This window comes from Pseudomonas aphyarum, from assembly GCF_028657055.1.
GTDB classification, from domain to species: Bacteria; Pseudomonadota; Gammaproteobacteria; order Pseudomonadales; family Pseudomonadaceae; genus Aquipseudomonas; species Aquipseudomonas aphyarum.
Genome location: NZ_JAMDGS010000002.1, coordinates 13,357 through 36,293 on the forward strand (window position 1 = coordinate 13,357; position 22,937 = coordinate 36,293).

26 protein-coding genes are annotated in these 22,937 nt (G+C 62.4%); 15 read left to right on the top strand and 11 right to left on the bottom strand.

Going from position 1 to position 22,937, the window contains the following annotated elements; translation table 11 throughout:
- The first annotated feature begins 7 nt into the window (after positions 1 to 7).
- Positions 8 to 1,111, top strand: a complete 1,104-nt coding sequence (locus M5G18_RS01745) for a sigma-54 interaction domain-containing protein (RefSeq protein WP_007955824.1) — start codon at positions 8 to 10, stop codon at positions 1,109 to 1,111.
- Here M5G18_RS01745 and M5G18_RS01750 read toward each other — a convergent pair.
- Entirely contained in the window at positions 1,108 to 1,473 is a 366-nt protein-coding gene (locus M5G18_RS01750; RefSeq protein ID WP_007955823.1) for an antibiotic biosynthesis monooxygenase, read from the bottom strand. The two genes, M5G18_RS01745 and M5G18_RS01750, sit on opposite strands and share 4 nt — an antisense overlap.
- 90 nt (positions 1,474 to 1,563) lie before the next feature.
- On the opposite strand from M5G18_RS01750, the gene soxR reads away from it, so the two are divergent.
- Entirely contained in the window at positions 1,564 to 2,022 is a 459-nt protein-coding gene (gene soxR / locus M5G18_RS01755) for a redox-sensitive transcriptional activator SoxR (protein ID WP_273898407.1), read from the top strand.
- A gap of 36 nt (positions 2,023 to 2,058) precedes the next feature.
- Here soxR and M5G18_RS01760 read toward each other — a convergent pair whose 3' ends face one another.
- The 3 genes from M5G18_RS01760 to M5G18_RS01770 form a co-directional block, all read right to left on the bottom strand.
- Complete coding sequence (locus tag M5G18_RS01760) at positions 2,059 to 2,829, bottom strand: MetQ/NlpA family ABC transporter substrate-binding protein (RefSeq protein WP_039770347.1); 771 nt, start codon at positions 2,827 to 2,829, stop codon at positions 2,059 to 2,061.
- Between the two features lie 73 nt (positions 2,830 to 2,902).
- Positions 2,903 to 3,568, bottom strand: coding sequence for a methionine ABC transporter permease (locus tag M5G18_RS01765; protein WP_007955819.1), 666 nt, complete (start codon positions 3,566 to 3,568; stop codon positions 2,903 to 2,905).
- Positions 3,569 to 3,570: 2 nt separating this feature from the next.
- Complete coding sequence (locus M5G18_RS01770; protein WP_273898408.1) at positions 3,571 to 4,785, bottom strand: SfnB family sulfur acquisition oxidoreductase; 1,215 nt, start codon at positions 4,783 to 4,785, stop codon at positions 3,571 to 3,573.
- A 283-nt stretch (positions 4,786 to 5,068) separates the two neighbouring features.
- On the opposite strand from M5G18_RS01770, the gene M5G18_RS01775 reads away from it, so the two are divergent.
- From M5G18_RS01775 to M5G18_RS01820, 10 genes are all read left to right on the top strand, one after another.
- A complete protein-coding gene (locus tag M5G18_RS01775; protein ID WP_273898409.1) occupies positions 5,069 to 5,527 on the top strand; it encodes a VOC family protein in 459 nt (152 codons plus the stop codon).
- 141 nt (positions 5,528 to 5,668) lie between these two features.
- On the top strand, positions 5,669 to 6,544 hold the full coding sequence (locus M5G18_RS01780; RefSeq protein ID WP_273898410.1) for an alpha/beta fold hydrolase: 876 nt from the start codon (positions 5,669 to 5,671) through the stop codon (positions 6,542 to 6,544).
- Positions 6,545 to 6,796: 252 nt separating this feature from the next.
- The gene (locus tag M5G18_RS01785) at positions 6,797 to 7,996 is read left to right on the top strand and encodes a PepSY-associated TM helix domain-containing protein (RefSeq protein ID WP_273898411.1); all 1,200 of its coding nucleotides are present in this window, start codon (positions 6,797 to 6,799) and stop codon (positions 7,994 to 7,996) included.
- Positions 7,993 to 8,535 carry a thiamine pyrophosphate-binding protein gene (locus M5G18_RS01790; protein ID WP_273898412.1) on the top strand — a complete coding sequence of 181 codons (543 nt, stop codon included), beginning with the start codon at positions 7,993 to 7,995 and terminating at the stop codon, positions 8,533 to 8,535. Before M5G18_RS01785 ends, M5G18_RS01790 begins: the two co-directional genes overlap by 4 nt.
- Positions 8,532 to 8,864 (top strand): hypothetical protein, encoded by a 333-nt coding sequence (locus tag M5G18_RS01795; protein ID WP_273898413.1) that lies wholly within the window; start codon positions 8,532 to 8,534, stop codon positions 8,862 to 8,864. Before M5G18_RS01790 ends, M5G18_RS01795 begins: the two co-directional genes overlap by 4 nt.
- Entirely contained in the window at positions 8,861 to 9,436 is a 576-nt protein-coding gene (locus M5G18_RS01800) for a DUF6162 family protein (protein ID WP_273898414.1), read from the top strand. The genes M5G18_RS01795 and M5G18_RS01800 overlap by 4 nt, the downstream gene beginning before the upstream one ends.
- Before the next feature lie 35 nt (positions 9,437 to 9,471).
- Positions 9,472 to 10,401 carry a metal ABC transporter substrate-binding protein gene (locus tag M5G18_RS01805; RefSeq protein ID WP_064598220.1) on the top strand — a complete coding sequence of 310 codons (930 nt, stop codon included), beginning with the start codon at positions 9,472 to 9,474 and terminating at the stop codon, positions 10,399 to 10,401.
- Positions 10,398 to 11,141 carry a metal ABC transporter ATP-binding protein gene (locus M5G18_RS01810; RefSeq protein ID WP_221535628.1) on the top strand — a complete coding sequence of 248 codons (744 nt, stop codon included), beginning with the start codon at positions 10,398 to 10,400 and terminating at the stop codon, positions 11,139 to 11,141. The genes M5G18_RS01805 and M5G18_RS01810 overlap by 4 nt, the downstream gene beginning before the upstream one ends.
- Entirely contained in the window at positions 11,141 to 12,040 is a 900-nt protein-coding gene (locus M5G18_RS01815; protein WP_007917717.1) for a metal ABC transporter permease, read from the top strand. The genes M5G18_RS01810 and M5G18_RS01815 overlap by 1 nt, the downstream gene beginning before the upstream one ends.
- Complete coding sequence (locus tag M5G18_RS01820) at positions 12,041 to 12,940, top strand: metal ABC transporter substrate-binding protein (protein ID WP_273898415.1); 900 nt, start codon at positions 12,041 to 12,043, stop codon at positions 12,938 to 12,940.
- A 71-nt stretch (positions 12,941 to 13,011) separates the two neighbouring features.
- Here M5G18_RS01820 and M5G18_RS01825 read toward each other — a convergent pair whose 3' ends face one another.
- The 5 genes from M5G18_RS01825 to M5G18_RS01845 all read right to left on the bottom strand — a co-directional run bounded on the left by M5G18_RS01825 (position 13,012) and on the right by M5G18_RS01845 (position 17,470).
- Positions 13,012 to 13,236, bottom strand: coding sequence for an MbtH family protein (locus tag M5G18_RS01825; RefSeq protein ID WP_007917715.1), 225 nt, complete (start codon positions 13,234 to 13,236; stop codon positions 13,012 to 13,014).
- 83 nt (positions 13,237 to 13,319) lie between these two features.
- Positions 13,320 to 14,732 (bottom strand): aspartate aminotransferase family protein, encoded by a 1,413-nt coding sequence (locus tag M5G18_RS01830; RefSeq protein WP_273898416.1) that lies wholly within the window; start codon positions 14,730 to 14,732, stop codon positions 13,320 to 13,322.
- A 142-nt stretch (positions 14,733 to 14,874) separates the two neighbouring features.
- Positions 14,875 to 15,360 carry a GNAT family N-acetyltransferase gene (locus M5G18_RS01835; RefSeq protein WP_273898417.1) on the bottom strand — a complete coding sequence of 162 codons (486 nt, stop codon included), beginning with the start codon at positions 15,358 to 15,360 and terminating at the stop codon, positions 14,875 to 14,877.
- A gap of 107 nt (positions 15,361 to 15,467) precedes the next feature.
- The gene (locus M5G18_RS01840; protein WP_273898418.1) at positions 15,468 to 16,790 is read right to left on the bottom strand and encodes an ATP-binding protein; all 1,323 of its coding nucleotides are present in this window, start codon (positions 16,788 to 16,790) and stop codon (positions 15,468 to 15,470) included.
- Positions 16,790 to 17,470 (bottom strand): response regulator, encoded by a 681-nt coding sequence (locus M5G18_RS01845; protein WP_085607085.1) that lies wholly within the window; start codon positions 17,468 to 17,470, stop codon positions 16,790 to 16,792. The genes M5G18_RS01840 and M5G18_RS01845 overlap by 1 nt, the downstream gene beginning before the upstream one ends.
- 153 nt (positions 17,471 to 17,623) lie before the next feature.
- On the opposite strand from M5G18_RS01845, the gene dsbD reads away from it, so the two are divergent.
- Genes dsbD through dsbG form a run of 3 tightly spaced genes read left to right on the top strand, consistent with a single transcriptional unit; the run spans position 17,624 to position 20,972 of the window.
- Positions 17,624 to 19,354, top strand: a complete 1,731-nt coding sequence (gene dsbD / locus M5G18_RS01850; protein WP_273898419.1) for a protein-disulfide reductase DsbD — start codon at positions 17,624 to 17,626, stop codon at positions 19,352 to 19,354.
- Positions 19,354 to 20,226 carry a TlpA disulfide reductase family protein gene (locus tag M5G18_RS01855; protein ID WP_179694213.1) on the top strand — a complete coding sequence of 291 codons (873 nt, stop codon included), beginning with the start codon at positions 19,354 to 19,356 and terminating at the stop codon, positions 20,224 to 20,226. The genes dsbD and M5G18_RS01855 overlap by 1 nt, the downstream gene beginning before the upstream one ends.
- Positions 20,202 to 20,972, top strand: coding sequence for a thiol:disulfide interchange protein DsbG (gene dsbG, locus M5G18_RS01860; protein WP_007955786.1), 771 nt, complete (start codon positions 20,202 to 20,204; stop codon positions 20,970 to 20,972). The genes M5G18_RS01855 and dsbG overlap by 25 nt, the downstream gene beginning before the upstream one ends.
- 34 nt (positions 20,973 to 21,006) lie before the next feature.
- Here the strand turns inward: dsbG and M5G18_RS01865 are convergent, their stop codons facing one another.
- On the bottom strand, positions 21,007 to 22,044 hold the full coding sequence (locus M5G18_RS01865) for a hypothetical protein (RefSeq protein ID WP_273898420.1): 1,038 nt from the start codon (positions 22,042 to 22,044) through the stop codon (positions 21,007 to 21,009).
- A 31-nt stretch (positions 22,045 to 22,075) separates the two neighbouring features.
- Positions 22,076 to 22,900, bottom strand: a complete 825-nt coding sequence (locus M5G18_RS01870; protein WP_273898421.1) for an alpha/beta fold hydrolase — start codon at positions 22,898 to 22,900, stop codon at positions 22,076 to 22,078.
- Between the last annotated feature and the right edge of the window lie 37 nt (positions 22,901 to 22,937).

The window sequence follows — 22,937 nt, forward strand, 5'->3', positions numbered from 1 at the left end:
GAGACCCATGCAACTGCTGACCCTGCCGCCCTCACCCGCCCTGGCCACTTCGATTCGCGCCACTGCCCAGGTGTTCGAAGACCCGAAATCCCAGGCCCTGCTCGCGCATCTGCAACAAGTCGCGCCGAGCGAAGCCAGCGTGCTGATCATCGGCGAAACCGGCACCGGCAAAGAGTTGGTGGCGCGGCATATCCACAATCTGAGCAACCGGCGCAACCGGCCGTTCATTGCGGTGAACTGCGGCGCGTTTTCCGAATCGCTGGTGGAAGCCGAACTGTTCGGTCACGAAAAAGGCGCCTTCACCGGCGCACTCAGCGCCAAGGCCGGGTGGTTCGAAGAGGCGGATGGCGGCACTTTGTTCCTCGATGAAATCGGCGATCTGCCGATGGCGATCCAGGTCAAATTGCTGCGGGTGTTGCAGGAGCGCGAAGTGGTGCGCCTGGGTTCGCGCAAGAGCATTCCCATCGATGTGCGGGTGCTTGCTGCGACCAACGTGCAACTGGAGAAAGCCATCAACGCCGGGCATTTCCGCGAGGATCTGTACTACCGGCTGAACGTGGTCAATCTGGAACTGAGCCCGTTGCGCGATCGGCCCGGCGACATCCTGCCGCTGACCCGGCATTTCATCGAGGCCTACAGTCAGCGCCTGGGTTACGGGCGCATCACCATCAGCCCCGGCGCCGAGCACAAGCTGCGCGGCTACAGTTGGCCGGGCAACATCCGCGAACTGGAAAACGTCATCCATCACACGCTGTTGATCTGCCGTAACGGCGTGATCGAACGCGACGATCTGCGCCTGTCGAACCTGCGCATCGACCGTCCCGACGATCAGCACGCGACCGCCGATGACTCACCGGAAGCGCTGCTGGAACGCGCCTTCCAGAAACTTTTCGAGCAACAGGCCGGCGCCCTGCATGAGAAGGTCGAAGACGCGTTGCTGCGCGCGGCCTATCGCTTCTGCCATTACAACCAGGTGCACACCGCGTCCTTGCTCGGCCTGAGCCGCAACGTCACCCGCACGCGGCTGATCAAGATCGGTGAACTGGCGGTGAACAAGCGCCGGCCCACGGAAAACCTGCAAGGCGAGCGTTTGATCCAGCTGTCGATCTAACCCACCAGTTGGCAGTGCAAACCATCGTCATGACTGCGGGCGATGCTGCTCAGCACCTGGAATGAACCGAAGGTCACGGTTCGCGCCTGATGGGTGCGGATCAGTTGCCAGAAATCCTGCTCGCCGGTTTCGAAACTCTGGAACGCCGCCTCCCCCGCCTCGCGGGACTGCCATTGCAGAAAGCTCAACACTCGCCGGCCGTCGTCGCTGGCCTGGACGCTCGCGCTGACGAAGCCGGCGTAACGCTGGGCCAGACGTTCGGTCTGCACCGCCAGCGCCGAGACCAGCGCCGGTTGCTGGCCGGGTTCGATTTCAAATTCGATCAATTGGGTAAAGCTGCGGTTTTTCGCTGGTGCTTGCATGACATCCCCACTCTGTCAGACGAATCTTGCGATTCGAAGGCCTGCAGGGTAAAACCTCGACTTAACTAGAGGTCAAGGGGCAGTTTGCAAATGATCACTGCGGAAAATGTGCACAAGCAACTGACCGTCGGCGAAGTCGCGGCCCGCAGCGGCGTGGCGGTCACCGCCCTGCACTTTTATGAATCCAAAGGTTTGATCAAGAGCCAGCGCAATGCCGGCAACCAGCGGCGTTATCCACGGGAGGTGCTGCGGCGGGTTGCGTTGATCAAAGTGGCGCAACGGCTGGGCATTCCGCTGGCAGAAATCGGCGAGGCGTTGAAACAGCTACCGGACAACCGCGCACCAACGGCAGCGGACTGGAAAGTGTTGTCGGAGCAGTGGCGGCGTGAGCTGGACGAACGGATCAATCAGTTGATGCTGCTGCGGGACCGGCTGACCGGTTGCATCGGTTGCGGATGCCTGTCGATGGAGGCCTGCCCGCTGCGCAATCAGGGCGATGTGCTGGGCGAGCAAGGGCCAGGGGCGCACTTTCTCAATGTTCCCGACTGAGGGTTCCCGTGCCACGGAAACCCTCAGTTCGATCCATCAGAAGCCCGGCGCAATCTGCCCTTTGTAGCGGGTCAGAATGAACTGACGCACTTCATCGGAATTCAACGCCTTGGCCAGTTTCTGCAGGCCCGGGTCGTTGATGTTGTCGGGACGCGCGACCAGAAACTCGATGTACAGGCTCTTGCCCTTCTCGACGATCAGCGCGCTGTTGGTGTCGATCCCGGCTTCCAGCGCGTAGTTGGCAAATACGAACGCCAGATCCACCTGACTCACCGAACGAGCCAGCAACGCGCCCTCCAGTTCACGGATTTTCAGGTGCTTGGGGTTTTCGACGATGTCGCGCTGGGTGGCCAAGGTGTTGCTCGGATCCTTGAGCTTGATCAGCCCCGCCTCGTGCAACAGCACCAGCGCGCGACCGGTGTTCACCGGGTCGTTGGGGATCGACACGCTCGCGCCATCCTTCAGCTCCGAAATGTTCTTGATCTTGGTCGAGTAAGCCCCGAACGGTTCGATGTGCACGCCGACCACCGGCACCAGATCGGTGTGGCGAGTCTTGTTGAAATCATCGAGAAACGGCCGGTACTGGTAATAGTTGGCGTCGAGGTTTTTCAGCGCCAGTTGCTGGTTGGGCTGGATGAAGTCGGTGAAGACCTTGATGTCCAGATCAACGCCTTCCTTGGCCAGGGTCGGTTTGACGAATTCGAGGATTTCCGCGTGCGGCACCGGGGTGGCACCGACGATCAGTTTTTCATTGGCATGGGCGCCGAACGACAGAACGGCAGCCAGTACGGCCAGGGTCTTTTTCATGCTGTGCTCCAGGGCAGATTTGAGTGGCCGTCGTGGGGTGAACGTGGGGCCTTTATGGGTTGAACTTGTTTTTTCAGCGTCGGCTGTAGTGCGCCACCAGGCGGTCGCCGGTCATTTGCAGGGCCTGCACCAGAATCAGCAGCAACACCACGGTGACCACCATCACGTCGGTCTGAAAGCGCTGATAGCCGTAGCGGATCGCCAGATCACCGAGCCCGCCACCACCGATCACGCCGGCCATCGCCGTGTAATCCACCAGCACGATGGCGGTGACAGTCACCGCCGCCAGCAACCCGCCGCGGGCTTCCGGCAACAGGGTGTGGCGGATGATCTGCCAGGTGTTGGCGCCCATGGCCTGGGTCGCTTCGACCACGCCGCGATCGACTTCGCGCAACGCGGTTTCCACCAGCCGCGCAAAGAACGGTGTGCAGCCGACCACCAGCGGCGGAATCGTTCCGGGCACGCCCAGCGAGGTGCCCACCAGCAACGTGGTCAGCGGAATCAGCACGATCAGCAAAATGATGAACGGCAGCGAACGCAGCATGTTCACGATCACCGACAGCACCCGGTACAGGCCAACCGTTTCATGCAACTGGCGCTTGCCGGTGAGAAACAGCAGCAGCCCCAGCGGCAAGCCCAACAACACCGTGAACAGCAGCGCCGCGCCGAGCATGCTCAGGGTGTCGAGACAGGCCTGGGCGATGTCGGCCCAGTAAATGTGTTTGAACCACTCGGCCATGATCAGGACCAGTCGTGACGCGGCGGTTTGACGCCGTTGAGCAGCCAGTTGCCGACCACGTGATACTTCCAGCGCACCGGGTCATGCAGGGTATGGACCCGAGCGTTGCGCCAGTGACGGTCGAAATTGTGCTTCTTCAGGGTCGAGCGGGTACCGCCGAGTTCGAACAGTTTATTGCTGGCCTCGATGGCGATTTCGGTGGTCAGCACTTTGGCCTTGGCCACGGCCAGGGACGCCAGTGCGACGCTGTCTTCATCCGGTGCCGGACGTGCAGCGTCGAGCGCCCAACCCGCGCGTTCGAGCAAGGCTTCGGCGGCTTCAAGGCGGATTTCCAGCGCGCCGATCTGGATGATCGTCAGCGGATCTTCGCTAGCCTTTTCCACACCCGCATCGATCCACGGTCGGGCAAAGTGGCGGACGAACTCAACCGTGTCGCGCAAGGCTGCCCGGGCGATGCCGGCGTCGATGGCGGCGGTGGTCAACTGGGCGAACGGCCCGGCCAGGGTCGGGCTCTCGTAGGAACGGTACGTCGGAAACAGATTGAACGGTGCCACCTGTAAATCCTGCGCCAGCACCGTGCCGCTGGACGTGGTGCGCTGACCGATGCTGTCCCAATCATCAACGATCACCAGCCCTTTCGTACCGCGTTCGACAAAGGCCAACTGGCCCTTCTGTTCTTCATCCAGCGCCAGCACCGCCAGCCAGTGGGCGTAGAGCGAGCCGGTGCAGTAGCCCTTGCGACCGTTGATCACGAAACCGTCGCCATAACGGCGGATGGTCGCCTGAATGTCCTGCACGTTCTTGCCGCCGGTTTCCGACAGCGCGTTGGCGAAACGATGACCTTGCAGCGCCAGCTCAAAGAAATGCGCCTGTTGCGCCGGCGTGCCTTGCAGGCGGATGTCTTCGAGCAGGCAGTAATGGTTTTGCGGGATCTGCCCGAGGGAAGGATCGGCGGCGGAAATGATTGCGATCACCTGTGCCAGCACCGCGTAGGACACCTGCGCGCCGCCGTATTCCTTCGGCACGGTGATGCCCCACAGGCCACTGTTGGAAAACAGGTCGACGACCTCGGCGGGTACTTCGCGGCTGCGGTCACGTTCGGCGGCGTGTTCCTGCAAGACGGCGGCGACCTGTGCGGCCACGCGCAAGGCTTCGGCGTCGTCGGCGATCCGGTGGGCGGCCGGCGGGTTGATCGGATAAACGGCAGATTCAGACATGGATGACTCTCGGTATCGGTGTTGTACCGGGTCATTGCAGCTTCTGTGCCTGACTGACAGACCTTGTTTTTCGCGGGTTGCAGCGGATTTTCAGGGTTTCTGACGATGAAAACCCGCGCATTCTGTTGCTTCACTGTCGATGGCTGAACAGTGCGGTGGCTGCTCGTCGGCTACTCGGCCATGGCGGCGGCACGGATCTATAGTTGAGCGACCGGCAACCCCGGCGAAGGCACACCTTCAACCTCTAATAAAAACCAGGCAACAAAAAACAGGGAGTACCGCCATGAGCGTCAAACCCATTCCCGAGGGGTACCACAGCATTACCCCGTACCTCGGCATTCACAAAGCTGCCGAAGCCATCGACTTCTATAAAAAGGCGTTCGGTGCCACCGAAGTCATGCGCCTGAGCATGCCCGACGGCGGCATCGGCCACGCCGAACTGCGCATCGGCGACAGCGCGATCATGCTCGGCTCGCCATGCGATCAAGGGCCGTTGAGCAATCCGGACAAAGCGGTGTCCGTCGGTTTGCATCTGTACGTGACCGATGTCGACAAATCCTTCCAGCGCGCACTGGATGCCGGGGCGACAGCCGTGTCCGAGGTCAAGGATCAGTTCTACGGCGACCGCAGCGGGACATTGAAAGATCCGTACGGGCATCTGTGGTTCCTCGCCACGCGCAAGGAGGATCTGACGCAAGAGCAGATCGAGCAACGGGCGAAGGAGATGTTCCAGCAGGGTTAACAACGCCGGGTGTCCATTCCCGCGCAGCGCGCGGGGATGGGCGAACACGATTCATGAACCGTCGAACCACGCTTCACGTCTTGTCATGAACGCCCGGCGATTCCAGGATGCAGGCCACTCGCCTGAATAAAGGATCACCCGATGTTTGCCGGATTCGTCAAAGACCAGCGCCACGTCAACGGTGTGGACATCAGCTACCGCCTCAAAGGCAGCGGCCCGGGCCTGCTGCTGTTGCACGGGCACCCGCAGACCCACGTCATCTGGCACAAGATCGCCGAGCAACTGGCGGAGCATTTCACGGTGATCGCCGCCGACCTGCGCGGTTATGGCGACAGCAGTCGCCCGCCGGCCGATGAGGCTCATCTCAATTATTCCAAGCGCGAAATGGCCCGCGACGGCGTGCAGTTGATGAAGGCGTTGGGTTTCGAGCAGTTCTCGATCCTTGCCCACGACCGTGGCGCGCGAGTCGCCCATCGCCTGGCGCTCGATCATCCCGAGGTTGTGCAGCGCATGGTCCTGCTCGACATCGCGCCGACGCTGGCGATGTACAGCCAGACCAATGAAGCCTTTGCCCGCGCCTACTGGCACTGGTTCTTCCTGATCCGCCCGGCGCCGTTGCCGGAAACCCTGATCGAAGCCGATCCCGAAGGTTATCTGCGCAGCGTCATGGGCAGTCGCAGCGCCGGGCTTGCGCCCTTTACCGACGAGGCGTTCAGCGAATACCGACGTTGCCTGGAACGTCCCGGCAGTGCTCGGGGGATCTGCGAGGATTACCGCGCCAGTGCCGGCATCGATCTGGAACATGACCGCGCCGATCTCGCGGCCAGCCGTCACCTGACTCTGCCGTTGCTGGTGCTGTGGGGCGCCGAGGGCACCGTCGGTCGCTGCTTCGATCCGCTCAAGGAATGGCAACAGGTTGCCACCGACGTACGGGGCAAGGCTTTGCCTGCCGGGCATTACCTCGCCGAAGAAGTTCCTGAACTGTTGTTCGCTGAAGCACTCGACTTTCTCCGCTGATCCGCTCCCTCAATCCGGCGGCATGCGCCGTCGGACTACTTCGCTTCCCCCGCAGAAATCCGCCCGTGCGGCAGCCACCTGCAATCGCGAAACATTTACTTTCATATCGTTTATCGGGATTTGCTTCGGTCATCCGTCTTATAGAGATGCGGGCCGGTCGCGTAGGCAAAAGCCACGACCGGCCTTTCAGGGGACTCCCGTGCTGCGAAGCCCGTAGTACCGCTCCCTCTCACCGAATCAAGACCCGTCATCATGTCGAAGAAATCCCGCTCGAAACTGTGGTTCCTCGTACACAGCTGGCTGGCGTTGCCGATCTGGTTTTTCGTTCTGATCGTCTGCGTCACCGGCACCCTGGCGGTAGTCAGCCAGGAAATCGTCTGGCTGGCCAACCCGCAGATGCGCGCCAGCGCACCGTCGGATGATGCACCGCGCCTGAGTTACGACCAGATCCTCGCCGAAATCAAAAAAGCCGAACCCCAGACCCTGGTGCAAAGCATCAACCGCCCGGACGAGTCGCACTTTGCCCTCGACGTCGACGTCAGCTACCCCGACGGCCGTTCATTGACGGTCTACGTCAACCCGTACACCGGCGTGATCCAGGGCACGGCGCCGAGCTTCAACTTCAAGGCGTTCACCCGCGCGCTGCATGGCTGGTGGCTGGTGCCGTTCACCAACGGTTTCAGCTGGGGCTGGTATCTGGTGTCGTTCCTCGGCCTGCCGATGCTGGTTTCGCTGGTGACCGGGCTGGTGGTGTACAAGCGCTTCTGGAAAGGCTTTTTCCGCCCGACCCTGCGCTTCAATCACGGCGCACGGATCTTCTGGGGCGACTTCCACCGCTTGAGCGGCATCTGGTCGATCTGGTTCATCGCGGTGATTTCGATCACCGGCACCTGGTTCCTGATCCAGGCGCTGCTGTCGGACAACCAGATTTCCATTTCCAGCGAGCCGATCATTCCGGCCATGTCCCGCGAAGCCGTGCCATTGTCGAGCGACGGCTCGCCACCGCCGCGTATCAGCCTGGACCGTGCCATCGAAATCGCCCAGACAAAAATCCCCGGTCTGGAAGCCAGCTTCATCAGCCTGCCGGGCAATGCCTACGCGCACATGGATATCGGCGGACGCGGCTGGTATCCGCTGATGTACCAGACCGCCACGCTCAACCCGTACAGCGGTGACGTGGCGGCTTCGCGGCTGTTGTCCGATCGCACGTCGCTGGAGTTCGTCACCGAATCCATGCGTCCGCTGCACACCGGTGATTTCGGCGGTCTGTGGATCAAGCTGATCTGGTTCTTCTTCGGCCTGCTGCTGAGCATGATGGTCCTCAGCGGACTGTTGATCTGGACCAAGCGCACCGCGCTGGCCACCGCCAACGCCCTCAAGCGCGAGAGCAAAAAACAGCGCGTGCAGGCGCAACCGGCCCTGCACCGTGAAACGTCGGAGGCCAGCCTGTGAGCAAGTCCACCACCGTGGCTCGGCCTTCGCGGCTGAGCGTGTTCTGGCACAAATGGCGCTTCCACATCAACGTGCTGTTGCTGCTGATCCCCTTGGGCTTCATGCCCAAATACTTTGCCGACGCCGCGCTGTTCCGTGGCGACAGCGGCCTGGGCGAGCGCGAGATCGGCGAAATCCAGGTCGGGCCGTGGAGCCTGCGTCTGGCCGAATTGCGTGACGAGGCCCCGCGTTCCGATGGCCCGGCGGGCTATCTGAAAGGCTTCAATGCCGCGCTGTGCGAGGCCTGCATCGAGCCGGTCAAGGCCACGTATCTGCGCATCGGCAAGCCGCGCAGTCTGCGCGCCGCCGGTTCGATCTTCTTCGGCACGCCGTACCGCATGGGCACCCAGTTGCCGGTGCCGGAAAAAACCAAAGCCGACGCCGAACTGTGGATCACCATGGAAGGCTGGGACGGCAGCATGCATCAAGCCTCGATTCCGCTGAGCCAGGCCTCGCCCGCCACCGTTGCGTGGCTGAATAAACAAGGAGTCAAACCATGAGCCGTCCTTCCCGCCTGAGCATGAACGCTGCATTGCTGGCGCTGTGCGCCGGTTTCAGCGCCAGCGCCCTGGCCCACAACCCGATGTGCGAGTGCAAGGCCATCGACGCCGAGCAGATCAAATGCACCGGCGGATTCTCCGACGGCAGCGGCGCACCGGGGGTGACCCTCGATGTGATCGGCTACGACGAAACCATTCTGGTGCCGGGCAAGCTCGGCGCCGATTCGACCCTGACCTTCAAGAAACCCGGCGCCGAGTTCTACGTGCTGTTCGACGCCGGCCCCGGCCACGTGGTCGAAATCGACCAAGCGGATATCGAAGCCCCATGACCACGCCGACTACCCAGGTTGTACGCCCGGCCGGTGCCGGACATGAAACCCTCAACGTGCTGCTGATGTGCCTGTTGATCCTCGCGGTCTCCGGATCGGTAGTGGCATGGCGCGGCGTCTCCCACGAGCCGGAGCCGGTTTCCAGCCATCAGCTGGATGCTCGTCGCGATCTCGGCGCCAGCGAGCAAGGCATCTACGCAGATCTGCGCGTGACCCTCGACGAGATCCGTCTGCTGCGCGAAGAACAGCAAACGCTGCCGACCCCGCAGAACCTGGCAGATGAGGGTTTCGCCCCGTTTGCCCAGGACGCCAGTTCGGTCAGTCGTGGCGGTCATGTCTGGCAACTGCTGGCCGACCGCGCCTACTTCGGCCACAGCCAGGCACCGGCTGTGGCCGGTTCGTTTCTGATGCGCCTGAACGCAGCCGATGACGCCGCGCCGGACATCTGGCTCAACCGCGCCACCGACCTGCAAGCGCCGGCAGACCTGTCCGACGCAGCGCTGTCCGCCGCCGGCTGGAAACAGATCGTCGCGCAATTCGATGCCGGGGTGACCCGCGAACATCGTCATTGAACCCTCGCCTTCATTCGAGAGAAGACCGCTTGCCCATGCCTAGTTCATCTCAACGCCGTCCTTTCCTGCGCCTGCTGCTGATCGGCCTGTGCGCCTGCCTGCTGAGCCCGCTGGCCAGCGCCGATCAGGCCAAACGCCTGCGCATCGGCATCACCCTGCACCCGTATTACAGCTATGTGGCGAACATCGTCGGCGACAAGGCCGAGGTCGTGCCGCTGATTCCCGCCGGCTTCAACCCGCACGCCTACGAGCCGCGCGCCGAAGACATCAAGCGCATCAGCGGGCTGGATGTGATCGTGCTCAACGGCGTCGGCCATGACGACTTCGCCGACCGCATGATCGCCGCCAGCGAAACGCCGAACATCAAGACCATCGAAGCCAACGAAAACGTGCCGTTGCTGGCCGCCACCGGGGTGGCCGCGCGCGGTGCCGGCAAAGTGGTGAACCCGCACACGTTCCTGTCGATCAGCGCCTCGATTGCCCAGGTCAACAACATCGCCCGGGAACTGGGCAAGCTCGACCCGGACAACGCCAAGACCTACACCCAGAACGCCCGCGCCTACGGCAAACGCCTGCGCCAGATGCGCGCCGACGCCCTGGCCAAGCTGACCCAGGCGCCGAACGCCGAACTGCGGGTGGCCACGGTGCACGCCGCTTATGACTACCTGCTGCGCGAGTTCGGCCTGGAAGTGACGGCGGTGGTCGAGCCGGCCCACGGCATCGAGCCGAGCCCGAGCCAGTTGAAGAAAACCATCGACCAATTGCGCGAACTGGACGTGAAAGTGATCTTCTCCGAGATGGACTTCCCGTCCACCTACGTCGAAACCATCCAGCGCGAATCCGGTGTGAAGCTGTACCCGCTTTCGCACATTTCCTACGGCGAATACACCGCCGACAAGTACGAAAAGGAAATGACCGGCAACCTCAACACCGTGGTTCGGGCGATTCAGGAGTCCGGCGCATGACGGCTCAGGAAAACCTCTCAATCACCCATAACGGCCCGACCCTGGATTTCGCCGACGTCAGCCTGACCCTCGGCCGCACGACGATTCTGGACAAGGTGACCTTTCAGGTGCAGCCCGGCAGCGTGCATGCGCTGGTCGGCCCCAACGGTGGCGGCAAGAGCTCGCTGATCAAGACCCTGCTCGGGCAAATGCCCCATCAGGGCCGGCTCAGTCTGCAATGGCCCGGCGAGCCCGGCACCATCGGTTACGTGCCGCAGGCGCTGGAATTCGATCGGGGTCTGCCGATGACCGTCGATGATTTCATGGCCGCCATGTGTCAGCGTCGCCCGGCCTTCCTCGGCTTGAGCAAACGCTACGCCGGCGCTATCGGTGATGCGCTGGAGCGGGTCGGCATGCAGGACAAGCGCAAGCGCCGGATGGGTGCACTGTCCGGTGGCGAACGCCAGCGGGTTCTGCTTGCCCAGGGCCTGATTCCGGCGCCGCAATTGCTGGTGCTGGATGAACCGATGTCGGCCCTCGACGAAGCCGGGATTCAGGTGTTCGAGCGTTTGCTCGGTGACTGGCGTGCGGCGGGTATCACGGTGCTGTGGATCGAGCACGATCTGGAAGCGGTCGGGCGTCTGGCCAATCGCGTCACCGGCCTCAACCGCCGGGTGCTGTTCGACGCCACGCCACAACAGGCCCTGACCCCGGAACGCCTGCTGACCCTGTTCTCGACCCATCCACGGAGCGCTGCCTGATGAGTTACGAAGCCTTTCGTTTGATGGTGCAAGGCTGGGCCTCCTCCGGTTACCTGCCGGAAGCCCTGGCCTATGGGTTTGTGGTCAACGCCCTGCTCGCCGGTCTGCTGATCGGCCCGGTGCTCGGTGGCCTCGGCACGCTGGTGGTGGTCAAGCGCTTCGCGTTTTTCTCCGAAGCAGTCGGTCACGCGGCGTTGACCGGCGTGGCCATCGGCATTCTGCTCGGCGAACCCTACACCGGCCCGTACGGCAGCCTGTTCGGCTACTGCCTGCTGTTCGGCATTCTGCTCAATTACCTGCGCAACCGTACCGGCCTGGCACCCGACACATTGATTGGCGTGTTCCTGTCGGTGTCCCTCGCTTTGGGCGCCAGTCTGCTGCTGATTCTGGCGGGCAAGATCAACGTGCACATTCTGGAAAACGTGTTGTTCGGCTCGGTGCTGACCGTCAACGGTAATGACCTCGCAGTGCTGGCGATCGTCGGCTCGCTGGTGATGGCGCTGGCCCTGCCGCTGTACAACCGGATCATGCTCGCCAGCTTCAACCCACAGCTGGCGGCGGTGCGCGGCGTTGCGGTGAAGACCCTGGATTACCTGTTCGTGATTCTGGTGACGCTGATTACGGTTGCTGCAGTGAAAGTCATCGGTGCGATTCTGGTCGGTGCACTGCTGGTGATTCCGGCGGCGGCAGCGCGTCTGCTCAGCCAGTCACTAAAGGGCTTTTTCTGGTGTTCGGTGTTGATTGCCACGGTCAGTACGCTGTGCGGGATTCTCGCGCCGATCGTGTTCGACCTGCCGATTCCGTCCGGCGCCGCGATCATCCTGGTCGCCGGTATCGCCTTCGCCCTCGCCGCGATTGCCCGGGGCGTCGTCCCCAGTCTGAAAGGGAACCTTGGATAAATGGCTTTTTCATTGCGACAACTGACCCTGGCCATCGCCCTCAGCGGCGCGGTTTCGAGCCCTTTGCTGGCTGCCGAGAAACCGCTGCGGGTGCTGGCCTCGTTGCCCATCACTTATGGTCTGGGCGAAGTCCTGCTCAAAGGCACCGACATCAGCCTCGAACGCGCAGCGCCGGCGAACCTGCCGGGCAGTCGCCAGACTGCCTACTTCACCGGTCGCGGCGCACCGGCGCTGGACAAACTGGCCAACGGTGCCGATGCCGTGATCGGCGTGCGCTCGCTGTGGGCCGATGATCCGCTGTACCCGATCGCCCGCCGCAGCAACATCCGCATCGTCGAAGTCGACGCCGCCCGCCCGGTGGACGGCGCCTTGCCCGGCATTGCCGTGCAACCGGGGCTCAAGGTCGACGGCCTGAACAGCCAACCTTGGCTGGCGAGCAACAACATGGGGCGCATGGCCGACGTGATGGCAGCAGACCTGGTGCGCCTGGCACCGAAGGACAAACCGAAGATCGAGGCCAATCTGGCGGCATTGAAGCAGCGCCTGCTGAAACTCAGTGCCGACAGCGAAGCGCGCCTGGCCAGTGCCGACAACCTGAGCGTAATGAGCCTGAGCGATCACTTCGGTTACCTGATCGGCAGCCTCAATCTGGAGTTGATCGGACAGGATTCGCGTCCGGATGCCGAATGGACGCCGGAGGATCTGAAAAAACTCACCACCACCCTGAAAGACAATGACGTGGCAGTGGTGCTGCACCATCGCCAGCCGTCGGACGCTGTGAAAGCGGCAATTGCCGAATCGGGTAGTCATCTGCTGGTGCTGAGCACCGATGCGGCGGATCCGGTGGCCGAGCTGGAAGGCAATGTAGATGTGCTGCTCAAGGGCTTGAGCGGCGCGTAACCCCGATCTTTCGGACATGAAAAAACCCGCTGACTGTTTCCAGTCCAGCGGGTTTCTTTTTGCCTGAAGACTTACTGGGCAGCCGCTTGCGCTTCCATTTTCTGGCGCAGGCTCAGCGGGCGCATGTCGGTCCAGACTTCTTCGATGTAAGCCAGGCATTCCTTTTTCAGGCCACTCTTGCCAACGGTGCGCCAGCCTTCCGGCACGGCCTTGTAGTCCGGCCAGATCGAGTACTGCTCTTCGTGGTTGACCACGACTTGAAAGAGGATGTCCTCGCGGTCGAATACTGACGTCATGCTGTGTCTCCATCGCTGTAAGGGTGGGCTGCACGACGGGTGCAGCCGGGTATGTAGAAAGAACGTTCGACGCGGCGAAAAATTTACAGGCCGGCGGTCGCGGCGCTCAATGCACGGCCGAAGATCTCGGCGACGCGGTCGATTTCAGCGGCGGTGATCACCAGCGGTGGCAGGAATCGCACCACCGCACCATGCCGACCGCCCAGCTCCAGAATCAGCCCGCGCTTGAGGCATTCACGCTGAACCAGCGGCGCCAGACGTGCGAACGCCGGCGGATGGCCCAGTGCGTCCGGCGTGCCGTTCGGATCGACCAGTTCGACACCGAGCATCAGACCACGACCGCGAATGTCGCCCAGTTGCGGGAAGTCGCGCTGCAGGATGTGCAGGTGCTCGCTCAGGCGTTCGCCCATGGCGGCGGCGTGTTCGCAGACCTTGTTTTCGACCAGGTAACGCATCACGGCAGAGCCGGCGGCCATCGCCATCTGGTTGCCACGGAACGTACCGGCGTGGGCGCCCGGCTGCCAGGTGTCGAGCCAGTCGCGATAAACCACCACCGCCAGCGGCAGGCTGCCGCCGATGGCTTTGGACAGCACCACCACGTCCGGAGTGATGCCGGCGTGTTCGAAGGCAAACATCTTGCCGGTACGGGCGAAACCGCTCTGGATCTCATCGATGATCAGCGCCACGCCAGCCTTTTCGGTGATGCGGCGCAGACCGCGCAGCCACTCGATGTCCGCCGGGATCACACCGCCCTCGCCCTGCACCGCTTCAACGATGACTGCGGCCGGCAATTGCACGCCGGCCTCGGGATCATTGAGCAGGTTTTCCAGGTAACTCAGGTTGGCCTTAACACCCGCCGCGCCACCGAGGCCGAACGGGCAACGGTAGTCGTAAGGGAATGGCATGAATTGCACACCGTTGCTGAGCAATGCACCCAACGGCTTTTTCGGCCCGAGGCTGCCCATCAGGCTCAAGGCCCCCTGGCTCATGCCGTGGTAACCGCCGGAAAACGACAGCACGGTGCTGCGCCCGGTGGCGGTGCGCACCAGTTTCAGCGCGGCTTCCACTGCGTCGGTGCCGGTCGGGCCGCAGAACTGGATTTTCGCTTCCTTGGCCAATGCCGGAGGCAGCAGGCCGAACAGGTCCTGAACGAATTGATCCTTAACCGGCGTGGTCAGGTCCAGGGTGTGCAGCGGCAGCTCATCGGCCAGCACCTGCTGGATCGCTTCGATCACCACCGGGTGGTTATGCCCCAGCGCCAGAGTGCCGGCACCCGCCAGGCAATCGATGAAAGTACGGCCTTCGACGTCTTCGACGTACAGGCCCTTGGCGCGCTTCAGTGCCAGCGGAATGCGCCGCGGGTAGCTGCGGGCATTGGATTCCTGCTGGCTCTGCCGGGCCAGCAACGGTGATTCATTGAACTGATACAGCGTTTCAGCCGGCGCGGAGGCGATCCGGGCCGACGACTCTTCGATAAGGCTGGTGGCGACTGACATCTCTCGACCCCTCAATACGCTATGGATAGTGACCAAAACTGCACACCGGGCAGGTGCGCGTTCCGGTCGTGGGGCGCACATGCTGGTTTTCCTGTTCTGGAAACGCACCAGCGTGTCGAGGATTTACACCCTTGATCGAATGTCAGGCCGACAATGCCAGCGGCTTGTGCATCGGCAGGCTCAAAACGCCGTGATGCGTGAAGGCAGACGCCGCTTCGCGATACCCCAGACGCCGGTAGAACGCCTCGCCGGTGCGCGTGCTGGCGAGCGTGACGCAAGGCCGGCCACGAATCCTCAGCCAACCCTCGAGATCGCCCATCAGCGCGCGGCCTGCGCCCCGGCGAAACCACTCCGGCTGCACATGACAGAACGTGATCTCGCCATTGGCTGCGGCCATGCCGACCCCGACCGGTTTATCGTGAAGAAGCGCGATATTCAGATAGAGATGCGGATCAGCGAGCCAGCCGCTGATGTGTTCCGCCGATTGTCGGCGGACCCAGTGGTCGACCAGTTGTGGATCGTTGCGATGATCGAGCGCGCAACCGACGCGGATCGAACGCTCGAGAATCCGGCTGATGATGCCGGCGTCGGCGACTGTGGCGGGACAGATGTGGATGGGTGCTTCCATGGCGCTGTTTCCCTCAATCCATTGAGTCAAAGGCTGGGGCGACAATAACGTCACGGCCGGCGGATGACTAATGGAGAGAGGTTACATTTGATGTGCCTGGCAACATTTCAGACCGGTTGCAGCGGCATGGTCAGCTCGACCCGCAAACCATCCGGACGGCTGTCGAAATGCAGGGTGCAGGCGCAACGTTGAACGATGGCCTGAACAATCGCCAGCCCCAGTCCGCAGCCGGTGCTCTGGCCGTTGCGCCAGAAGCGCTGGGTCAAGTGTTGCAGATCGTCCGGGGCAATGCCCGGCCCATGATCGCGCACCACGAAACGCACGTGAGTGGCGGAGGTTTCGAGGCTCAGCTCCACCGCGCCGTCGGTCGGTGTATGACGCAGGCCGTTATCCAGCAGGTTGCGCAAGGCGGCGATCGACAGCACCGCCGGCATTTGCAGGGGCGCACCGGAGAGGCGTTCCGGCAGATGCAGCCTGATCCGCTGGCGCTGGTCGCTGGCCGAGTCCTGAATCGCCAGTTTCGCCACCTGCTCGGCACTGCATTGCACACCGTCGTCGAACGACAGACTGCCCTCGACCCGCGCCAGCAACAGCAATTGCTCAAGGGTCCGGTGCAAGCGGTCGGCGCCCTCCTCGGCCCGGGCCAGGGACTGATCGCGGGCGTTGCCATCGGTCATGCGCGCCACTTGCAGGTGGGTCTTGATCGCCGTCAGCGGGCTGCGCAATTCATGGGCGGCATCGCCGGTCAGGCGACGTTCGCGTTCGATGGTCTTGCCGATGCGCTGAAATAACTGATTCTGGGTTTCGAGCAGCGGTTTCAGTTCGCTGGGGAATGACTGCAACTGCAACGGTTCCAGCGAATCGGCGTTGCGGCGCATCAAGGCTTCACGCAAGCGGTTCAGCGGCGCCAGGCCCTGACCGATCCCCAGCCACAACAGGCACAGGCAGCCGAGCAGCGCCACGCCGACCGGCACCGAGGCCGCCAGCAGGATCGACATGTTCAGGGCTTCGCGCTCGATCACCCGGTCGGCGGTGGTAATGCGCACATCGCCCCGGGCCAGGGTGAAGCTGCGCCATGGCGCGCCATCGATCATCTGGTCGTGGAAGCCCATTTTCTGGGCTTCCAGCGCCTGTTCCGGGTTGTTGTGGCTGCGGGCGAGGATTTCCCCGCGCAACGAGCTGACCTGACAGGCCATGCCGCCGGGAATGTTCAGTTGCTCGGCGCTGAAGTGAGTGCCTTCGCCTTTGCTCGGGATGGCCGGCAATTGTTCCAGCAGCCCGGCGACCATCCGCGCCGACGCCACCAGGCGCTGGTCGAGGGAAAACATCATCTGGTTGCGCAAGTCGCTGAGCATCCAGGCAGCGGCCAGTGCCCAGATCAGCGCGAACGCGGCGCCGAGGGTCAGGCTCAGGCGCAGGCGCAGACTCATCACTTGTCAGGTTCTCCACCATCGGCCGGGCCCAGACGATAACCGAGGCCACGCACGGTTTCGACGATGCCCTTGCCGAGTTTGCTGCGCAGGTGATGGATGTGCACGTTGAGCGCGTTGCTCTCCAGTTCATCGTTGAAACCGTAGACGCTGTCCTTCAACTGCTCGGTGGACAGCACCCGGCCACGGTTGTGCAGCAAGGCTTGCAACAGGGATTGTTCGCGACGGGACAGGTCCACCGAACGGCCTGCGAGCGTGGTTTCTCGACTGCTCGGGTCGTAGGTCAGCGCGCCGTGTTCGATCAGATTGACGCTGCGCCCGGCCACCCGACGCAGCAGGGTTTGCAGACGGGCAAACAATTCGCGCAGATCAAAAGGCTTGAGCAGATAGTCGTCGGCACCGGACTGCAAACCGTCGACGCGGTCGGTGACCGAGTCCCGCGCAGTGAGGATCAGCACCGGAATCTCCAGGCCTTGCTGACGCAGTTGTTGCAGCAACTTGAGACCATCTTCGTCCGGCAGGCCAAGATCGAGCACCATCACGTCGAACTCCGCAACCTTGAGGATCGCCCGCGCCTTGGAGGCGGTGTTGACGTGCTCGACCGTCAGGCCTTGTGCCGTCAGCCCGGCGACGATCCCGCTGGCGATCAACTCATCGTCTTCGCAAACCAGTACGTGCATGGTGAGTCCCGTAGAAAAGTGCTGATTAGGCCGCTGGCCGATTAAGCCGACATTATGCCCCGAACGCCACAGCGACAAGGGCGTCGCGGTTAATCATCGGTTAATCGCTACCCGCCACTGTGCCCCTCAATTGCACAGGGACAAGGCTCCTCCATGCGTCATTTTTTTCTATTGTTTGCACTGTTGATTTCGAGTCTGGCCCAGGCGGGGAATGATCCCTTTGCGTCAAAACCGGAGTTCCTGCCGGTCGACAAGGCGTTCGTACTGACCTCGGAACGTCTGGATTCCGGTGAGACCCAGCTGTTCTGGCAAATCGCCGACGGCTACTACCTGTATCAGAAGCGCCTGAAGTTCGACGGGCTGGCGACGCAAAACGTCCCGGCCCTGCCTGAAGGCGAGTCCCACAGCGACGAGTATTTCGGCGAACAACCGGTTTATCGCCAGGGCCTCGAGCTGAAAATCCCGGCAGCCGCCCAAGGCCAGATCAAGGTCAGTTATCAGGGTTGTGCCGACGCCGGTCTTTGCTATCCCCCGCAGACCCGAGTGATCGACCTCGGCGGCAAAGCTGCAGCAGCGACAGATGAAGCACCGGATCAGGCACTGGCCAGCGGTCTGCAACAGCACTCGCTGGGCTGGAGCCTGCTGGTGTTCTTTGGCCTGGGTCTGCTGCTGGCCTTTGCTCCATGCTCATTGCCGATGCTGCCGATTCTGGCGGGCATGGTGGTGGGCAGCGGCGCCACGCCGCGTCGTGGTTTCGCGCTGGCCGGCAGTTATGTGGTTTGCATGGCGCTGGTGTATGCGGCGATGGGCGTCATCGCCGCATTGCTGGGGGCGAACCTGCAGGCGTGGTTGCAGAACCCGTGGCTGCTCGGGACGTTCGCGGCCGTGTTTGTGGTTCTGGCGCTGCCGATGTTCGGTTTCTTCGAGCTGCAATTGCCGGTGGCCCTGCGGGATCGACTGGAACACGCCTCGCGCAGTCAACGTGGTGGCAGTCTGGTTGGCGCGGGTGTATTGGGCGCGCTGTCCGGTCTGCTGGTCGGCCCGTGCATGACCGCACCGCTGGCCGGTGCCCTGCTCTACATCGCGCAAAGTGGCAACGCGCTGCACGGTGGTTTGATTCTGTTTGCCCTGGGCATCGGCATCGGCGTACCGCTGCTGTTGCTGGTAACCGTCGGCAATCGCTTCCTGCCCAAGCCCGGCGCGTGGATGAATCTGCTCAAGGGCGTGTTCGGTTTCCTGTTCCTTGCCACCGCGCTGCTGATGCTGCGTCCGGTGCTGGATCCGTCGCTGTGGCTGGGCCTGTGCGGCGCGCTGCTGTTGATCGCCGCTTACAGTGCCTGGAAACAGTCCGAGGGCTTTGGTCGCGTGGCACAACTGTTCGGTGCCGGCTCGCTGTTGCTGGGTCTGTGGGGCAGTCTGCTGGTGGTCGGTGCGGCGGGTGGCAGTGACGATCCGTATCAGCCGTTGCAGGTGTACAGCGCCGGCCGCGTCGGATCTGCGGCGCCCAGCGGCCACGAAGCCTTCACGACGATCAAGGATCCCGCTGCCCTGCAACGCGAACTCGACGCCGCCAAGTCGCAAGGCCAGTGGGTGCTGCTCGATTACTACGCCGACTGGTGCACGTCGTGCAAAGTCATGGAAAAACAGGTGTTCGGCCAGGCGCGGGTGATGCAAGCCCTGAGCGATGTGCGCTTGCTCCGACTCGACGTCACCGCCGACAATGCCGCCAGCCGCGAACTGCTCGGCCGTTATAAAGTGCCGGGGCCACCGAGTTTCGTGTGGATCGGCGCCGACGGCGAAGAGCGCCGCAGCCAGCGCATCACCGGCGAGGTCGATGCCGATACTTTCCTGCAACGCTGGACCACCACCCGAGACGCCCGTTAATGCTGACCTTCACCCTCGGCACCTTTGCCATCGCACTCAACCACCTGCTGCTGATCAGCGCGCTGGCGCTGGCGACCTTCGTCGGCTGGCGGGTGGCCAAGCGCGGCGGTGACAACCCCGAGTCGGCGCTGTTCAGCCTGTTTCTGCTCGGTATGCTGGCGGCGCGCATTGCGTTTGTCGCTGTGTACTGGGGGCACTATCGCAACGATCTGTGGCAGATCATCGACCTGCGTGACGGCGGTTTTCTCGCCTGGCCGGGAGTGATCGTGCTGCTGCTCGCGGCACTGTATCGCGGCTGGCGCCGGCCGGGTTTGCGTCGACCGCTGGGGTTCGGCGTGGTCAGCGGCGTGGCGTTCTGGGTGCTGGCGACCCTGTCGCTGAACATCTACGAGCAAGGCACGCGCCTGCCGGACATCACCCTGCGCAACGCTGCCGGGGAAACCGTGAAACTCACCGACTATCAGGGCGGGCCGCTGGTGATCAACCTGTGGGCCACCTGGTGCCCGCCGTGCCGCCGGGAAATGCCGGTGCTGGAAAACGCCCAGCAACAACGCCCGGACCTGACGTTCCTGTTCGTCAACCAGGCCGAAAGCATGCAAAGCGTCGCCACGTTTCTCGAAACCCAGGGCTTGAGTCTGAACAACGTGCTGTTCGACCGCAGCGGACGCCTCGGCCAGGCCGTGGGTTCCATGGCCCTGCCGACTACGCTGTTCTATAGCCCGGACGGTCGCCTGCTGGGCAGCCATCTGGGCGAGTTGTCGAACGCCAGCCTGGCCCGCGCCCTGGAAAACTTCGACACCCCGGCTTCCAGCCCGAATCCGGCCACCTCTTCTTCAAGGAAACTGCCATGCCCCGCCTCCGCCACCTGCTGACGCTGACCATGAGCGCAGCCCTGCTGCACTTGCCGTCGGTCCAGGCCGCTGAAGAACTGCCTGAAGCGATCAAGAAAATCGAAGCCAAGGGCGCCAAAATCGTCGGCCAGTTCGACGCACCGGACGGCTTGCGCGGTTACGCCGCGCAATACCAGAACCGCGGCATGGCGCTGTACCTGACGCCGGACGGCAAGCATGTGCTGCTGGGTAACCTGTACGACGCCGACGGCAACGACCTGAGCAGCGCGCCGCTGCAAAAACTGGTCTACGCGCCGATGGCCAAGGAAGTCTGGGCCAAGTTCGAAGCGAGCAACTGGATTCAGGACGGCAACAAGGATGCGCCGCGCACGGTGTATCTGTTCAGTGATCCGAACTGCCCGTACTGCAACATGTTCTGGGAACAGGCACGTCCATGGGTCAAGGCCGGCAAGGTGCAGCTGCGGCACATCATGGTCGGCATCATCCGCGAAGACAGCCCGGCCAAATCCGCCGCGCTGCTCGCCGCCAAGGATCCGAGCAAAGCCCTGGAAGATCACGAGAAGGCCGGCAAGGCCAGCACCCTCAAGGCCTTGAAGGATATTCCGGTGGCTGTGCAGACCAAACTTGCGGCGAACATGCAGTTGATGGAAGACCTGGACTTGCAGGCCACCCCGGCGATCTTCTACATGGACGACAAGGGCGAACTGCAACAACAGCAAGGCGCGCCGACGCCGGACAAGCTGGCGAAGATTCTCGGCCCGAAATAACGATTGGCGGCTCTGGCAAACACTGCTGGAGCCGTCACCACTCACTCGGCTCACATCGCTCAAGGATGTCATCCAGTTCGCCTGTCGTATCGCGCTCGAACAAAAACTGCGTCACCTCTTGCGACCACTCCGTGTCCGATACGATGCCGGCCCAGGCATGGGTTTTTGCCGAATGGCAGGGCCGATCATCGAAGTTGTTGATCAACGCCTGATTCAAGGTTCGTACATCAAAACCCTGATTTCTTTCGCTTTGCAGCATCAGGGAATTGAACACCCGCTGTTGAGTGTCAGGATTGGGTGTGAGGGGGTAGGTTTTAGTTGAACTCAAAACGATAAACGTCGGTTTGACGTTTTCAGCCAGCGCGGCCTGCAATCGATAGTGACCGTCGATAATCACGTAAGAACACAAGGCGCCGACATACCACAGCAAAACAGGGGGCAGGCTGTCCTCTCTCGCCTTCTTGCGCCACCACTTCATACGCCCGGCATACGGATCGACCGTGTGCAGACCGATCAGATTGCCCAGATCCCAGTCGAGCCACTCCACCGGTCGTGGCTGAAGATTGTCGAGAATGCCGCCACCACGAGCTGACCATCTCGGTAAATGACTGGTCATCTCTTGCTCTGTCGAGAAATACCAATTGCTCACACCGTCGCCACGGTGTCTTCGTACGTCCACAGGCATCATCGGCCGTGCCACCCAGTGCCCGGGATAAAGAAAGTCCGCCTGATGCTCCATCAGTTGGTTGATGAAGTATCGACTCCAGGCCTTCATCCGCTGCCCGACAGGCAAATGGCGGTGGTGTTCGACCTGCGCAGAGTCAATGGCAGGAACAGGGGGCGACTCCCATTGCATCGGCATCGGATTGCGTACCAGCCAGGCACCGTAATACGAAGTCGCTATCGTTCCCCAAAGCAAAGGGGTCTCGTTGAACATCAGTTTCAGACGAGCATTGTTACCTGTGCGCAGATACAGCTGTGGCTTGCCCTGAGGGGGGCCACTGATCTCGATGCTCAGCCCACCCCATTGTCCTTGCAGATTTTCAAGATCGCGCCAGAAAAATTGCTTCACGCCAGTCCCTTAAATGAAATTCCATGCGCAATTACAGCGTATTTCGATTGCGCTCACTCAAAAAACTGAACAACACCTCCGTCACAAAATCCGGATTCTCCAGATTGGAGATATGCCCCGCCTCCGGCACCAGCACACACGGACAGCCAATCAGCTCAGCCATTTCCCGTGCTTCCGACGGCGGGCGTGGTTTGTCCTGATCGCCGCAGACCACCAGCGTGGTGGCCGCATTCAGCTCGCCCAGACGCGGCAACAGGTCATCACGGCCAAAGGTGATCCGCCCCATCGGCACGATGCTCTCGCGCAGGCGTTCAGCTGAATAGCCGGCGAGTTTTGCGCGGAAATCCTGATACAGCGCCGACTCTCGATCGATGCCCGGACGGAAGAAGATCGGCACCACGATATCCAGCAGTGGCTCGGAGATCCCGCCACTTTCCTCGATCTGCTTGAACAGCGAGAAATAGTACTGGCGGGTCGGCTCCGGCTCGACGCCGACGTAAGTGTCCATCAGCACCAGACCGTTGAGCCGCTGCGGCGCCGACAACGCCAGGCGCACGCCCCACATGCCGCCGACCGACAGCCCGACCAGCGTCACCCGGTCGATGTCCAGATGATCGAGCAAGGCCAGCGCCTGACGGGCGATGTCGTCCAGCGAAGCAGTTCCTTCAGGCAAGCGACCGGATTCGCCGTGTCCCCACAGATCCAGCGCAATCACCCGATAGTGCGGCGACAGCGCTGCGATCTGCGGCGCCCACATGGCCTGGTCCCACAGGTAGCTGCCGGCCAGCAACACCGCCGGGCCCGTGCCTTGATCAATGTAGTGAAGCGCCTGCCCGTCAACCGTGAAAAAAGGCATCGATAACCCCCGTGGCAAAGAAACTGGAGCCCGAAGA